This window comes from Pseudomonas sichuanensis (genome assembly GCF_003231305.1).
Taxonomy (GTDB): Bacteria; Pseudomonadota; Gammaproteobacteria; order Pseudomonadales; family Pseudomonadaceae; genus Aquipseudomonas; species Aquipseudomonas sichuanensis.
On sequence record NZ_QKVM01000059.1, the window covers coordinates 25,280 to 39,513 of the forward strand.

Sequence of the window (14,234 nt, forward strand, 5' to 3'; positions counted from 1 at the left end):
ATACCAATCGCGGGGCAAGCCCGCTCCCACGCTTGACGCCCCATCTGGAGCAGCTGGCGTGGGAGCGGGCTTGCCCCGCGATGCTTTCGAGGGAAGCGCGGTAACAGATCAGTTCCCGCAAAAATCTGTTACCTCTGCCCTTCGGCGTAACAGCCCACGAGGCGTACGGTAACGAAATTTCTACATTTGCCCGGCACGGATAGCCGCCGAAATGGCCAAAACCCCCGGATTCATTGGCTTTTCAAAAGTTGGCACGGCATCTGCTATATGTCTGGTACAAGAACAATAACAAGCACTGCAACTCAGAATAAGAACAAGACGAAACGGCTCACGCACAATAAAAACAAGACGGCGGAGGCGCAGCTAACTGATTCTTTTGGAGAGGAGCTGTGTTTGGGGCTTGCCCCACGATCAGACAGAGAACAACAAAAACTGCACTCAAAAGCAGCACCTGAACTGATTGGATCGAAAGATCAGCATCAACTCGGCGACCAAAGCAATCCGTTTGCTCTTCACCCCTGGTTTAGGGGTCGTTCACAAGCTTCGAGATTTGTGAACAGGGCACTCAACAAAAACAAGAAGCCCAGCAGAAAAACAATAAGAGCACACAACGACTTGGTGGGGAGCTTCGGCTCCCCATTGTCGTTTCTGGGCGTCTGCCACGCCCCTTGGCACGCCGCCTACACCATTCCCCCAGTAAATGCTAGAATCCCCGCCCATCATGCGGCCATTCTCCTATCCTTGGCCGAACATTCCTTCAAACAGTGCATCCCATGCTGAAGAAGCTGTTCCAGTCGTTCCGCCCGCCGGTCCCCGGCCAGCACCACAGGCGCACCACGCCTGAAGTGATCAACAAGAGCCAGCACTCGCTGCAGCGCAGCCAGTTCAGCCGCCATGCCGTGGGCATCGTCGAGCGCCTGCAGGCGGCCGGCTACCAGGCCTATCTGGTCGGTGGCTGCGTACGCGACCTGATGCTGGGCATCACGCCCAAGGACTTCGACGTCGCCACCAGCGCCACCCCCGAACAGGTGCGCGCCGAGTTCCGCAACGCCCGCATCATTGGCCGGCGCTTCAAGCTGGTCCACGTGCATTTCGGCCGCGAGATCATCGAAGTCGCCACCTTCCGCGCCCCGCACTCGGACGAGGACCAGGCCGACAGCCACCGTTCCTCGCACAATGCCAGCGGCCGCATCCTGCGCGACAACGTGTACGGCACCCTTGAGGAAGACGCGCAGCGCCGCGACTTCACCATCAACGCCCTGTACTACGACCCGGTCAACGAGCGCGTGCTCGATTACGCCAACGGCGTGCACGATGTGCGCAACCGCCTGCTGCGCCTGATCGGCGACCCGACGCACCGCTACCAGGAAGACCCGGTGCGCATGCTGCGCGCCGTGCGCTTCGCCGCCAAGCTGAACTTCGGCATCGAAAAGCACACCGTGCAACCGATCCGCCAGCTGGCCAAGCTGCTGCGCGAGATCCCGCCAGCGCGTTTGTTCGAAGAAACCCTCAAGCTGTTCCTCAACGGCCAGGGCGCGTTGGCCTTCGAGATGCTGGTCGACCTGGAGTTGTTCGAGCCGCTGTTCCCTGCCAGTGCCCATGCCCTGGAAGAGCGCCCGACCTACACCCACACGCTGATCAGCCAGGCCCTGGCCAACACCGACCTGCGCGTCAAGCAGGGCAAGCCGGTCACGCCTGCGTTCCTCTTCGCCGCCCTGCTCTGGCCAGCCCTGCCAGGCCGCGCGCTGCACCTGCAGAGCCAAGGCGTACCGCCGATCCCGGCCATGAATGGCGCGGCCCACGACCTGATTGCAGAGCAGTGCCAACGCATTGCCATCCCCAAGCGTTTCACCCTGCCGATCCGCGAGATCTGGGACATGCAGGAGCGCCTGCCACGGCGCAGCGGCAAACGCGCCGACATGCTGCTGGACAACCCGCGTTTCCGCGCCGGCTACGACTTCCTGCTGCTGCGTGAAAGCGCAGGCGAGGAAACCGATGGCCTGGGCCAGTGGTGGACCGACTACCAGGACGCCAATGACAGCCAGCGCCGCGACATGATTCGCGAACTGGGCAGCCGCGACGACGGTGCCAGCACCGGCGCCGGCCCGCGCAAGCGCAAGCGCAGCCCCAGCAAACGCAAGCGCGACGACGACCAGGCGTGGGACTGAGCATGACTACCCGCGCTTACATCGGCCTGGGCAGCAACCTCGACGAGCCCGCCGAGCAGCTGCGCAGCGCCCTGCAGGCGCTGGATGTGCTGGCCGACACTCGCCTGGCAGCGGCTTCGGCGCTGTACACCAGCGACTCGCTGCTGCCCGGCCAGCCGCGCTACACCAATGCCGTGGCGGCCATCGATACCCGGCTGGCGCCGCTTGACCTGCTCGACGCCCTGCAAGCCATCGAGAACGACCAGGGCCGGGTCCGCCAGGAGCGCTGGGGCCCGCGCACCCTCGACCTGGACATGCTGCTGTTCGGTGACCAGCTCATCGACGTACCGCGCCTGCAAGTACCGCACTACCACATGCACGCCCGCCCCTTCGTGCTCTACCCGCTCGCCGAGCTGGTCGACGCCGACTTCCGCCTCGCCGATGGCCGCAGCCTGCAGCAATTGCTTAAGGACTGCCCGTTCGTCGGCCTGGAACGCCTGTAAACCGGGCGTTTCAGACGGCGGTAACGCCAGTAACACCCACCGCGTAACAATGCGGTAACACGGGTCATTGACTTCCCCCACCTCGCTCACGACTATAGGCGTCCCGCGGCGCCACTATGTCGCAATCACCCATTTAGGCCCGGACGGACCTGTGCCCGAACATCACAGACGATGATGTGCCGCTCCGCTTGATGAATACACGCGTTGTACGCAGTTGTTTTTCACAGCGCCTGAACGAGGATGCCCCTACATGCCTGAAGTAACCCTGACCACCCTGCATGGCCTGAAGGCCAAGGGTGAAAAAATCACCATGCTGACCTGCTATGACGCAACCTTCGCCAAGGCCGCAAGCCAGGCCGGCGTGGAAATCCTGCTGGTGGGCGACTCCCTGGGAATGGTCCTGCAAGGGCATGACAGCACCCTGCCCGTCAGCAACGACGACATGGCCTACCACACCGCCTGCGTCAAACGCGGCAACGACGGCGCGCTGATCCTCAGCGACCTGCCCTTCATGGCCCATGCCACCCCTGAGCAGGCGTTCAGCAACGCCGCCCAACTGATGCGCGCCGGCGCCCACATGGTCAAGATCGAAGGCGCCGCCTGGCTGGCCGAGACCATCCGCCTGCTGGCCGAACGCGGCGTGCCGGTGTGCGCGCACATGGGCCTCACGCCACAGACCGTCAACGTGCTCGGCGGCTACAAGGTCCAAGGCCGCCAGGAAGCCCAGGCACGGCAGATGCGCGCCGATGCCATCGCCCTGGAGCAAGCGGGCGCCGCCATGCTGCTGCTCGAGTGCGTGCCCAGCGAGCTGGCCGCAGAGATCACCCAGGCAGTGGCCATTCCGGTGATCGGTATCGGTGCCGGTAGCGCCACCGATGGCCAGGTGCTGGTGCTGCACGACATGCTCGGTTTGTCCCTCAGCGGCCGCGTGCCGAAGTTCGTGAAGAACTTCATGGCCGGCCAGCCGGACATCGACAGCGCGCTCAAAGCCTATGTGCAAGCCGTGAAAGACGTCAGCTTCCCCGCCAGTGAACATGGGTTCAGCGCATGAATACCGTCAAGACCGTCCTTGAACTGCGTGCCGCCGTGGCCCGTGCCCGTGGCGAGGGCAAGCGCATCGCGTTCGTGCCGACCATGGGCAACCTGCACAGCGGCCACGCCGCCCTGGTGACCAAGGCCGCCCAGCGCGCCGACTTCGTGGTTGCCAGCATCTTCGTCAACCCGCTGCAGTTCGGTGCCGGCGAAGACCTGGACAAATACCCCCGCACCCTCGCCGCCGACCAGGAAAAACTGCTCGAAGCGGGCTGCCACCTGCTGTTCACCCCCACCGTCGAGGAGATGTACCCCGATGGCATGGCCGTGCAGACCCGCGTCAGCGTGCCGCAGTTGTCCGAAGGCCTGTGCGGCGCCAGCCGCCCCGGGCACTTCGAAGGCGTGGCGACCGTGGTCAGCAAGCTGTTCAACATGGTCCAACCCGACCTTGCCGTGTTCGGCGAGAAGGACTTCCAGCAACTGGCGGTGATTCGCGCCATGGTTCGCGACCTGAACATGCCGATCCAGATCCTCGGCGAGCCGACCGTGCGCGCCGAAGATGGCCTGGCGCTGTCGTCGCGCAACGGATACCTCAACGCCGAGCAGCGTGCCAGTGCGCCAGCGCTGTATCGCACCCTCAGCGCCATGGCCGAGGCCATTCGCCGTGGCCAGCGTGATTTCGCGGCGCTGATCGGTGAAGGGCAGGCTCAACTGGAAGCGGCGGGATTCCGCAAGGACTACCTGGAGGTATGCCATGCGCTTACCCTGCGCCCGGCACAGGTCGATGACCGTGACCTGGTGGTGATTGCGGCGGCGTACATGGGTAACACTCGGTTGATCGACAACTTGTACCTGCACCTGGAAGAACGCAACGCCTGATCCCGCTCTCTTGGGACATACTCTAACCAATCGATTTAGAGCGGTTGCGTGGGAGCGGGCTTGCCCCGCGATGGATGGCACCGGCTGCGCCGGTATCGCGGGGCAAGCCCGCTCCCACGCACAAACCTGTACCTGCAATATTTCATGCCCCGCCCCCCATTCCCGCTTTGCGACCAATGCCTATAATGAGCAGCTTGCAACTGGCGAAGATCGCCAGTGTCATAGCCTGACCATGCACCAAGGAAACCATCCGCAATGGCGTATTACCGTACTCCCCACGATGTGACGGCGCTGCCCGCCTGGCAGGCGCTCCAGCAACACCGCGACGCCATGCAGGGCTTCAGCATGCGCGAAGCCTTCGCCGCCGACGGCAAGCGCTTCGAACAGTTTTCCCTGAGCTGTTGCGGGTTGTTCCTCGACTACTCGAAGAACCTCATCAACGAGCAGACCCGCGAACTGCTGGTGAACCTGGCCAACGAAGTCGAGCTGGGCGACGCCATCAAGTCGATGTTCAGCGGCGAAATCATCAACGGCTCGGAAGGCCGCCCGGTGCTGCACACCGCGCTGCGCCGCCCGGTCGGCGACAAGCTCAGCGTCAACGGCGCCAACGTGATGCCGGAAGTGCACAAGGTGCTGAACCAGATCACCGAGCTGGTCGGCCGCATCCACGACGGCCTGTGGCGCGGCTACAGCGAAAAGCCGATCACCGACGTGGTCAACATCGGCATCGGCGGCTCGTTCCTCGGCCCGGAACTGGTCTCCGAGGCCCTGCTGCCCTATGCCCAGCGCGGCGTCCGTTGCCACTACCTGGCCAACATCGACGGCAGCGAATTCCATGAACTGTCGGCCAACCTGCGCGCCGAGACCACCCTGTTCATCGTCTCGTCGAAGTCGTTCAACACCCTCGAAACCCTGAAGAACGCCATGGCCGCCCGCACCTGGTACCTGGCCCAGGGTGGTTCGGAAGCCGAGCTGTACCGCCACTTCATCGCCGTGTCGAGCAACAAGGCCGCCGCCGTGGCCTTCGGTATCCGCGAAGAGAACATCTTCCCGATGTGGGACTGGGTCGGCGGGCGTTACTCGCTGTGGTCGGCCATCGGCCTGCCGATCGCCCTGGCCATCGGCACCGCCAACTTCAAGGAGCTGCTGTCCGGCGCCTACACCATGGACCAGCACTTCCAGACCGCGCCGTTCGACAAGAACATGCCGGTGCTGCTGGCCCTGCTGGGCGTGTGGTACGGCAACTTCTGGGGCGCCAAGAGCCACGCGATCCTGCCGTACGACCACTACCTGCGCAACATCACCAAGCACCTGCAGCAGCTGGACATGGAGTCCAACGGCAAGAGCGTGCTGACCGACGGCACCCCGGTGAAAACCGACACTGGCCCGGTGATCTGGGGCGGCGTGGGCTGCAATGGCCAGCACGCCTACCACCAGTTGCTGCACCAGGGCACCCAGATGATCCCGGCCGACTTCATCGTGCCGGTGGTGAGCTTCAACCCGGTGGCCGACCATCACCAGTGGCTGTATGCCAACTGCCTGTCGCAGAGCCAGGCGCTGATGCTCGGCAAGACCCGCGAGGAAGCCGAAGCCGAACTGCGCGCCAAGGGCCTGAACGAAGCCGACATCGCCAAGCTCGCCCCGCACAAGGTGATCCCGGGCAACCGCCCGAGCAACACCCTGGTGGTCGAGCGCATCAGCCCGCGCCGGCTTGGCGCGCTGGTGGCCATGTACGAGCACAAGGTCTTCGTGCAGAGCGTGATCTGGGGTATCAACGCCTTCGACCAGTGGGGCGTGGAGCTGGGCAAGGAGCTGGGCAAGGGCGTGTACCAGCGCCTGGTCGGCAGCCTGGAAGAAAGCGCCGAGGACGGCTCCACCCAGGGCCTGATCAACTACTTCCGCGGCCGTCACCGCGGTTGATGCCAAGCTGATATACGACCGCTCTCACAGGCCTGCAAATAACTCGCTGATTTGCACGGGCCTGTGGGAGCGGCTTCAGCCGCGAACACCGGCGAAGCCGGTGCCATCCACCGCGTCGCCTGCTTCGCGGCTAAAGCCGCTCCCACAGATCGCACGATCTGCGCACCTCCAGGAACACCCCCACCTTCTACACTGTCCATCGAATAGCCGCCGCAGTCCCACTCCCCAACAAGAGCAGGACCACCCGCCATGTTCGATATCCGCAACTACCCCCAGGCCCTGGCCGTCTGCCAGGCCGCCGAACTGACCGACGACGATTACCGTCGCCTCTACCGCCAGTCGGTGGAAAACCCCGACAGCTTCTGGGCCGAACAGGCCAAACGCCTGGACTGGATCAAGCCCTGGGCCAGCGTGCAGCAATGCGACCTGAAAACCGGCACGGCGCGCTGGTTCGACGGCGGCCAGCTCAACGTTTCCTACAACTGCATCGACCGCCACCTGGCCCAGCGCGGCGAACAGACGGCCTTGCTGTGGGAGGGCGACGACCCGAACGACAGCAAGGCCATCAGCTACCGCGAACTGCACCGCCAGGTCTGCCGCCTGGCCAATGCGCTCAAAGCGCGCGGGGTGAACAAAGGCGACCGGGTCTGCCTGTACATGCCGATGATCCCCGAAGCCGCCTACGCCATGCTCGCCTGCACACGCATCGGCGCCATCCACTCGGTGGTGTTCGGCGGTTTCTCGCCCGACGCCCTGCGTGACCGCATCCTCGACGCCGACTGCCGCACGGTGATCACGGCCGACGAAGGGGTACGTGGCGGCAAGCGCATACCGCTCAAACAGAACGTCGACAAGGCCCTGGCCAGTTGCCCCAATGTCAGCAGCGTGCTGGTGGTGCGACGCACCGGGGGCGATGTGGCCTGGAGCGATGGCCGCGACCTCTGGTACCACGAGGCCACCGATAAGGCCGGCGATGACTGCCCGCCCGAACCCATGGCGGCCGAAGACCCGCTGTTCATCCTCTACACCTCCGGCAGCACCGGCAAACCCAAGGGCGTGCTGCACACCACCGCCGGCTACCTGCTGCAGGCCACGATGACCTTCAAGGTGGTGTTCGACTACCGCGACGGCGAGGTGTTCTGGTGCACCGCCGATGTCGGCTGGGTAACCGGCCACAGCTATATCGTCTACGGCCCGCTGGCCAACGGGGCGATCTCGCTGATGTTCGAGGGCGTGCCCAACTACCCCGACACCTCGCGCTTCTGGCAAGTGGTGGACAAGCACCGGGTGAATATCTTCTATACCGCGCCCACCGCCCTGCGCGCCTTGATGCGCGAAGGATCCGGCCCCTTGCAAGGCACCTCACGCCAGAGCCTGCGCCTGCTCGGCAGCGTCGGCGAGCCGATCAACCCCGAAGCCTGGGAGTGGTATTTCGAGGCAGTCGGGCAGCAGCGCTGCCCCATCGTCGACACCTGGTGGCAGACCGAGACCGGCGGCATCATGCTCACCCCTCTGCCCGGCACCCAGCGCCTCAAGCCCGGCTGCGCCACCCAGCCCATGTTCGGCGTGCAACCTGTATTGCTGGACGAAAAAGGCAAGCTCATCGAAGGCCCCGGCGCCGGGCTGCTGGCGATCAAGGCCAGTTGGCCAGGGCAGATCCGCAGTGTCTACGGCGATCATCAGCGCATGGTCGACACCTACTTCAAACCGCTGCCCGGCTACTACTTCACTGGCGACGGAGCCCGTCGCGACGCCGACGGCGACTACTGGATCACCGGGCGCATCGACGATGTGATCAATGTCTCCGGCCACCGCATCGGCACCGCCGAGGTCGAGAGCGCGCTGGTGCTGCACGACAGCGTCGCCGAGGCCGCGGTGGTGGGTTACCCGCACGACCTGAAAGGCCAGGGCGTGTATGCCTTCGTCACACCCATGAATGGTGTCGCCCCGGACGATGCGCTCAAGGCCGAACTACTGGCGCTGGTCAGCAAGGAAATCGGCAGCTTCGCCAAGCCCGAGCTGATCCAGTGGGCCCCGGCCCTGCCCAAGACCCGCTCAGGCAAGATCATGCGGCGTATACTGCGCAAGATCGCCTGCAACGAACTGGACAACCTGGGAGATACCTCCACCCTCGCCGACCCGAGCGTGGTCCAGGGCCTGATCGACAAGCGCCTCAACCAGTAACCCGCGGCCCGGGCAGGGCTGCCCTGCCCTCAAGGTTGCCATGGAAGCCCTACGCCGCCGCATCGAAACCCAGGTCATGAGCCTTACCGGGCTGGCCCTCGGCCAGCTCGACCTGGAAACGCCCAAAGGCGACCCCGGGCTGTTCGGCCCTCAGAGCATCAGCTGGCAGGTGCACGGCGACTTCCCGAGCATGCTGGTGGGTGGCATCAGTGCGTTGATGTTGCAGTTGCTGCACCCACTGGCACTGGCTGGCGTGTGGGACCATTCGAACTTTCGCGAAGACCTGCTCGGCCGCCTGCGCCGTACCAGCCAGTTCATCTCCGGCACCACGTTCGGCTCGACCCGCGACGCCGAGTGGCTCATCGACAAGGTACGCACCATCCACCTCAAGGTGGTCGGCACCGCCGCGGACGGGCGCCCTTATGCCGCCAGCGACCCCGACCTGCTGACCTGGGTGCACGTGGCCGAAGTGAGCAGTTTTCTCGCCGCCCACCTGCGCTACCGCAACCCCGGCCTGCCCCGTGCCGATCAGGACGCCTACTACAACGAGATCGCCCTGATCGCCGAGCGCCTGGGTGCCCGCGACGTGCCGCGCTCCTGCAGCCAGATCGAGGACTACCTGCAACGCATGCGCCCACAGCTGCTCTGCGATGCCCGCAGCCTGGAAGTGATCGACATCCTGTTCAAGGCCCCGGCGCCCAGCCGCCTGGCCGAGCCGGTGGGCAAACTGATGCTCAAGGCGGGAGCGGACCTGCTGCCAGGCTGGGCCCAGCAGATGCTTGGCCTGCAGCAAGGCCTGCTGGCCAGGCGCCTGATCCGCCTGGGCCTGGCCAATACCGCCCCGGTGCTGCGCTGGGCCATGCGCGACAGTTCGGCGCACCGCGCAAGGCGGCGCATGGGGATTGAATGAGGTGTTTTCTGCCCCGGCGGAACCTGTTGAACGTGCCATACTCCAAGCACTCCAGCCTGTTACAGACGAAGCGACACATGCACAAAGGATTGACTCGCGCCCTCGGCGCCTTGCTGGCCCTGGTGGCCCTGTACAGCCTGCTCGGCTTCCTCATTCTCCCCGGCATCGCACTGCGCATTGCCAACCAGCAGCTGGCGCAGCACGCCACCGTGCCGGCGCACCTGCAGCGCATCGAGCTCAACCCGTTCAGCCTCGAGCTGACGCTGTGGGGCCTGCAGATCGGCGAGCCCGGCAAGGAGCAGGTCGGTTTCGAACGGCTGTACGCCAACCTGGCACTCGACAGCCTGTGGACCAAGGCCCTGCACCTGGAAGCCGTCGAGCTGGACAAGCCGCGCACCGAGCTGCTGTTCGCCAAGGACGGCAGCCTCAACCTGACCCAGCTGTTCAAGCTGCCACCCAGCGAGCCGAAAGCCGAAGAGCCGCCCAGCGACCCCTTCCCGCTGCGCATCGGCAGCATCAAGCTCAGCGAAGGCTACCTGCACTTCGAGGACCAGCGCCCCAGCGAGCCGATCGAGTTCATCTACGACTCGATGAACCTGGAGCTCAAGAACCTCAGCACCCTGCCTGACGACAACGCCGACATGACCCTGGTGGCCAACGGCCCCAACGGCGGGCGCATCGATTGGAGCGGTACCCTGAGCCTTGCGCCGATCGCCTCCGAAGGCACGCTGAAAGTCACCGACGGCAAGATGAAAGCGTTCTGGCCCTACGTACGCGACGCAGTGCCCCTGGTGCTGGAAGATGGCGTCATCAGCCTCGACACCCATTACAAGCTCAGCCTGGCCAAAGAGACCGAGCTGTTGCTGGACCAGACCGCCGTACGCATTGCGCCGTTCGCCATCAAGGCCCCCGATGGCCGACCGCTGGCGCGCCTGGCCAACCTGGAGGTCAGCGAAACGTCCATCGACCTGGCCAAGCAGCTGGTGACCGTCGGCAAGATCCGCAGCGAAAAACTCGAAACCTGGGCGGCGCTGGAGAAGGATGGCCAGCTCGACTGGCAGAAGCTGTTCGCCAGCCAGCCGGCCAAGGCTACCCCCAAGGAAAAGGCCGAGCCTGCCGCCGCCGAACCCACCGACAAGGAAAAGGCCGCCAAGGCGCCGAGCAAGCCCTGGCAGGTATTGCTCAAGGACGTACAGGCACGCAACTACATGATCCATCTGGCCGACCGCAGCCAGAAGGAGCCCGTGGCGCTGGACGTCGGCCCGCTCAACCTCGACCTGCAGGACTTCGACAGCCTCAACCAGTCGCCCTTCACCCTCAAGCTCGATACCGGCGTGGGCAAGCAGGGCAAGCTGCAGGCCGCGGGCGTTGTCAACCTGGCACCGATCACCGCCAAGCTCGATGTGGCCACCCGCGACATCGACCTGCGCGTGGCCCAGGCCTACATCAGCCCGTTCATTCGCCTGGAACTGCGCAGCGGCATGCTGTCCAGCGACCTCAAAGTGAACCTGAAGAGCACCGAGCCGCTGGCCTTCGACATCGGCGGCAAGGCCCAGGTCAACCAGCTGCACACCCTGGACACCATCAAGAACCGCGACTTCGTCAAATGGCAGCAGGTCAACGTCGATGGCCTGTCCTATGTGCATGGCGACGCCCTGTCGATCGACAAGGTGACCCTGCTGCAACCCTATGCGCGCTTCATCATCAACGAAGACCGCACCACCAACGTGAGTGACCTGCTGATCCCGCAACCCGCCGGGGCGCCTGCGGCCTCCCAGGGCAAGCCTGCCACTGCCGGCAGCAGCAAGCCGCTGGGCATCCGCATCGGCCAGATCAGCATCAACGACGGCTCGGCCAACTTCGCCGACCTGACCCTGACCCCCAACTTCGCCACCGCCGTGCAACAGCTCAACGGCCAGATCGGCACCCTCGACAACCGCAAGCCGCAACCGGCCAAGGTGGACATCAAGGGCAAGGTCGACCGTTACGCGCCGGTGACCATCAAGGGCGCGCTCAACCCGTTCAATCCGCTGGCCAGCCTGGATATCGCCACCAGCTTCAAGCGCGTCGAACTGACCACCCTGACCCCCTACTCGGGCAAGTTCGCGGGCTTTCGCATCCGCAAGGGGCGCCTGAACCTCGACCTGCATTACCTGATCACCAACGGCCAGCTGAAAGCCGAGAACAAGCTGGTGGTCGAGCAACTGCAGTTGGGCGAGAAGGTCGACAGCCCGGACGCGGTGGACCTGCCGATCCGCCTGGCAGTGGCACTGCTCAAGGATACCGAGGGCAAGATCTCCATCGAACTGCCGATCTCCGGCGACCTCAACAACCCGCAGTTCAGCGTGATGCCGATCGTCTGGCAGACCCTGCGCAACCTGGTGCTGCGCGCAGCCCAAGCGCCGTTCAAGTTCATCGGCGGGTTGGTTTCTGGCGGTGGGGCGCAAGATCTGGGCAATGTCTCGTTCGCCGCAGGTTCAAGCGAGCTCAGCAGCGACGCCCAGGCCTCGCTGGACAAACTGGCCTCTGCGCTCAAAGAGCGCCCGGAGCTGCGCCTGGAGATCGAAGGTACCGCCGCCCAGGGCAGCGATGGCCCGCTGATCGCCCAGCAGCGCCTGGAGCGCGAATACCAGGCTACCTGGTACAAGGTACTGCAGCGCCGTGGCGACAAGGTGCCGGCCAATCCGTCACTGCTGGTGGTGGATGACAGCGACAAGCCGCCCATGCTCGAAGGTATCTACCGCACCCGGCTGAAGCAGCAGCCGCCCGCCGAGTGGGAAAAGCTCGGCCGTGACGAGCGCACCACCAAGCTGCGCGAGGCGGTGATCAAGTCCTGGGCCGAAAGTGCCCCGCTGCTGCGCACCCTCGGCCAGGAACGGGCCAGCAGCATCAAGGACTACCTGGTGGACAAGGGGCAACTCGAAGATGACCGGGTGTACTTCATCGACGCATCCCTCGGCCAGGCCGAGAGTGATGGACGGGTGGTAACGCCGCTGCATCTGGATGCCGAGTAGCTCGGCTTCTGATGATGTGGTCTGCCCGTCCGCTGTAGGAGCGGCCTTGTGCCGCGAAAGGGCCGCAAAGCGGCCCTAGCGCTACCACATAGATTGCCGGGGCCGCTGCGCAGCCCTTTCGCGGCACAAGGCCGCTCCTACACAAGTAGGGTCCGGAGCAGCCACACCCGCGATTGCCGCCAATCAAACACTCAAACCAGCCGCTGCCCCGACACCGACGGGTGATACAACGGCTGTACCTTGTTCCCCGCCGGGTCCAGCAAATGGAAGCTGCGCGCCCCGTCGCCGTGGTTGAACGGGCGGTCGAGCAAGGTTACGCCACGGGCCTTGAAGTACTGGTACCAGGCTTCCAGCTCCTCCACGCTGTCGACGATGAACCCATAGTGATCCAGGGTTTGCAGGCCATTGGCAGCACCTGCGCCTCGCCCCAACGAGAGGTTGTCGTTACCGCAGGTGAGATAGACCAGGTCCTCGTTGGCGCGATTGAGTACTTCCATACCCAGCACATCGACATAGAAGCGCTCGCACTCCTCCAGATTGGGCACCAGCAGGGCAATGTGGCGCAGGCCGTTGAGTCGGCCCGGGCGGGCAGGTAGATCGGTCATGGTCAGGACTCCATTTTTGTATACAATTCGAGTGCGAATTTAAAACAAAAGGAAGCGCCTGTGTATAGCCTGTTTATCAAGACGCGCGTGAAGCCCGGTACCACCGAAGCCTTTCTCAGCGCCATCAAAGCCAATGCGGCTGCCTCGGTCGCTACCGAGCCCGGCTGCCTGGTGTTCGATGTGTCGGTGGACCGCGAAGACCCGCAGGTGATCTACCTGTACGAGATCTACCGCGACGACGCGGCCTACGAGGCACATACCCAGACTGCGCACTTTCGCGACAGCCGCCCATTGGTGGAGCCGTTGATCCTGGAACAGGTGTGTTTCGAAAGTGACGTGATCGCCCGCAATCCCGGGGTCTGACGCACAAGCAAAAGCCCCGGCAGGTGCCGGGGCTTTTGCGTGAATGGTGGCCAATTCCCTTTGGCCGACGGGACATCCCTTATTCGGACTTCAGGCCATCCGCCGAGACGGCCTGTACACCTTTGATTTTCTTGGCGATGGCGATAGCCATCTGTTTCTGCGCATCGGTAATCGCCGTTTCGGACGACAACGACACAACGCCCTTGTTGGTTTCGACCTTGATGTCGCTGCCCGGCACGCCTTTCTCGGTCATCAGGTCAGCCTTCACCTTGGTGGTGATCCAGGTATCGGAGGTAGCTTCCTTGGCTTTGGTCACCTCACCGGCCGCAAGCGTCATCGGGGCCTGGGTGGACTGGGCAGCAAACGCCGCGTTAGCCATGGTCAGGGTCAGCGCGGTAGCAGTAGCGGCAGCAATGGCGAACTTCTTCATGAGGGTCACTCCTGTTTTTCGAAAGGTCTGCGCCGTGATTCCTGGCGTCAGGTAGGAGTGATGTTGCAGGGGCTGTGCCAGGTTTTTGTCTTTTAATTAATCCTTATAAATCAGTGGCTTATAAAAATTGCATGGCGTAGTGGATCGTGCAATTTGCAAGTATGCGGATATTGTTGAGTGCAAGTTGCAAGCTCGCCCGCAGGGGCCTGTGCCCTGCCTCCAAAGGCTCCACGGGCATGATCGACGC

At 64.0% G+C, this 14,234-nt stretch carries 11 protein-coding genes; 9 read left to right on the top strand and 2 right to left on the bottom strand.

Annotated features, from left to right (window positions below; genetic code table 11):
• Nucleotides 1-773: 773 nt before the first annotated feature.
• The 8 genes from DM373_RS24300 (at nt 774) to DM373_RS24335 (ending at nt 12,589) form a co-directional block, all read left to right on the top strand.
• Complete coding sequence (locus DM373_RS24300; RefSeq protein ID WP_110995987.1) at nt 774-2,168, top strand: polynucleotide adenylyltransferase PcnB; 1,395 nt, start codon at nt 774-776, stop codon at nt 2,166-2,168.
• A 2-nt stretch (nt 2,169-2,170) separates the two neighbouring features.
• Nucleotides 2,171-2,650, top strand: a complete 480-nt coding sequence (folK, locus tag DM373_RS24305; protein ID WP_110995988.1) for a 2-amino-4-hydroxy-6-hydroxymethyldihydropteridine diphosphokinase — start codon at nt 2,171-2,173, stop codon at nt 2,648-2,650.
• 250 nt (nt 2,651-2,900) lie between these two features.
• Nucleotides 2,901-3,701: a 3-methyl-2-oxobutanoate hydroxymethyltransferase gene (gene panB / locus DM373_RS24310; protein WP_110995989.1), complete on the top strand. Its 801-nt coding sequence runs from the start codon at nt 2,901-2,903 to the stop codon at nt 3,699-3,701.
• Nucleotides 3,698-4,561 carry a pantoate--beta-alanine ligase gene (panC, locus tag DM373_RS24315; protein ID WP_110995990.1) on the top strand — a complete coding sequence of 288 codons (864 nt, stop codon included), beginning with the start codon at nt 3,698-3,700 and terminating at the stop codon, nt 4,559-4,561. Before panB ends, panC begins: the two co-directional genes overlap by 4 nt.
• Before the next feature lie 255 nt (nt 4,562-4,816).
• On the top strand, nt 4,817-6,481 hold the full coding sequence (gene pgi, locus DM373_RS24320; RefSeq protein WP_110995991.1) for a glucose-6-phosphate isomerase: 1,665 nt from the start codon (nt 4,817-4,819) through the stop codon (nt 6,479-6,481).
• A gap of 249 nt (nt 6,482-6,730) precedes the next feature.
• Complete coding sequence (gene acs, locus DM373_RS24325) at nt 6,731-8,665, top strand: acetate--CoA ligase (protein WP_110995992.1); 1,935 nt, start codon at nt 6,731-6,733, stop codon at nt 8,663-8,665.
• 40 nt (nt 8,666-8,705) lie between these two features.
• A complete protein-coding gene (locus DM373_RS24330; RefSeq protein ID WP_110995993.1) occupies nt 8,706-9,575 on the top strand; it encodes an oxygenase MpaB family protein in 870 nt (289 codons plus the stop codon).
• Between the two features lie 77 nt (nt 9,576-9,652).
• Nucleotides 9,653-12,589 (top strand): DUF748 domain-containing protein, encoded by a 2,937-nt coding sequence (locus DM373_RS24335; protein ID WP_110995994.1) that lies wholly within the window; start codon nt 9,653-9,655, stop codon nt 12,587-12,589.
• A 191-nt stretch (nt 12,590-12,780) separates the two neighbouring features.
• Here DM373_RS24335 and DM373_RS24340 read toward each other — a convergent pair whose 3' ends face one another.
• A complete protein-coding gene (locus tag DM373_RS24340) occupies nt 12,781-13,194 on the bottom strand; it encodes a VOC family protein (protein WP_110995995.1) in 414 nt (137 codons plus the stop codon).
• Nucleotides 13,195-13,254: 60 nt separating this feature from the next.
• Here DM373_RS24340 and DM373_RS24345 point away from each other — a divergent pair, with 60 nt between their 5' ends.
• Nucleotides 13,255-13,557: a heme-binding protein gene (locus DM373_RS24345; protein ID WP_110995996.1), complete on the top strand. Its 303-nt coding sequence runs from the start codon at nt 13,255-13,257 to the stop codon at nt 13,555-13,557.
• Between the two features lie 79 nt (nt 13,558-13,636).
• Here the strand turns inward: DM373_RS24345 and DM373_RS24350 are convergent, their stop codons facing one another.
• Nucleotides 13,637-13,987 (bottom strand): BON domain-containing protein, encoded by a 351-nt coding sequence (locus tag DM373_RS24350; RefSeq protein ID WP_110995997.1) that lies wholly within the window; start codon nt 13,985-13,987, stop codon nt 13,637-13,639.
• Nucleotides 13,988-14,234 lie beyond the last annotated feature (247 nt).

What these genes read in the sequence shown, in the direction of transcription:
- DM373_RS24300 (WP_110995987.1), top strand. Translation starts at nt 774, where the DNA reads ATGCTGAAGAAGCTGTTCCAGTCGTTCCGCCCGCCGGTCCCCGGCCAG.
- folK (WP_110995988.1), top strand. Translation starts at nt 2,171, where the DNA reads ATGACTACCCGCGCTTACATCGGCCTGGGCAGCAACCTCGACGAGCCC.
- panB (WP_110995989.1), top strand. Translation starts at nt 2,901, where the DNA reads ATGCCTGAAGTAACCCTGACCACCCTGCATGGCCTGAAGGCCAAGGGT.
- panC (WP_110995990.1), top strand. Translation starts at nt 3,698, where the DNA reads ATGAATACCGTCAAGACCGTCCTTGAACTGCGTGCCGCCGTGGCCCGT.
- pgi (WP_110995991.1), top strand. Translation starts at nt 4,817, where the DNA reads ATGGCGTATTACCGTACTCCCCACGATGTGACGGCGCTGCCCGCCTGG.
- acs (WP_110995992.1), top strand. Translation starts at nt 6,731, where the DNA reads ATGTTCGATATCCGCAACTACCCCCAGGCCCTGGCCGTCTGCCAGGCC.
- DM373_RS24330 (WP_110995993.1), top strand. Translation starts at nt 8,706, where the DNA reads ATGGAAGCCCTACGCCGCCGCATCGAAACCCAGGTCATGAGCCTTACC.
- DM373_RS24335 (WP_110995994.1), top strand. Translation starts at nt 9,653, where the DNA reads ATGCACAAAGGATTGACTCGCGCCCTCGGCGCCTTGCTGGCCCTGGTG.
- DM373_RS24340 (WP_110995995.1), bottom strand. Translation starts at nt 13,194, where the DNA reads ATGACCGATCTACCTGCCCGCCCGGGCCGACTCAACGGCCTGCGCCAC.
- DM373_RS24350 (WP_110995997.1), bottom strand. Translation starts at nt 13,987, where the DNA reads ATGAAGAAGTTCGCCATTGCTGCCGCTACTGCTACCGCGCTGACCCTG.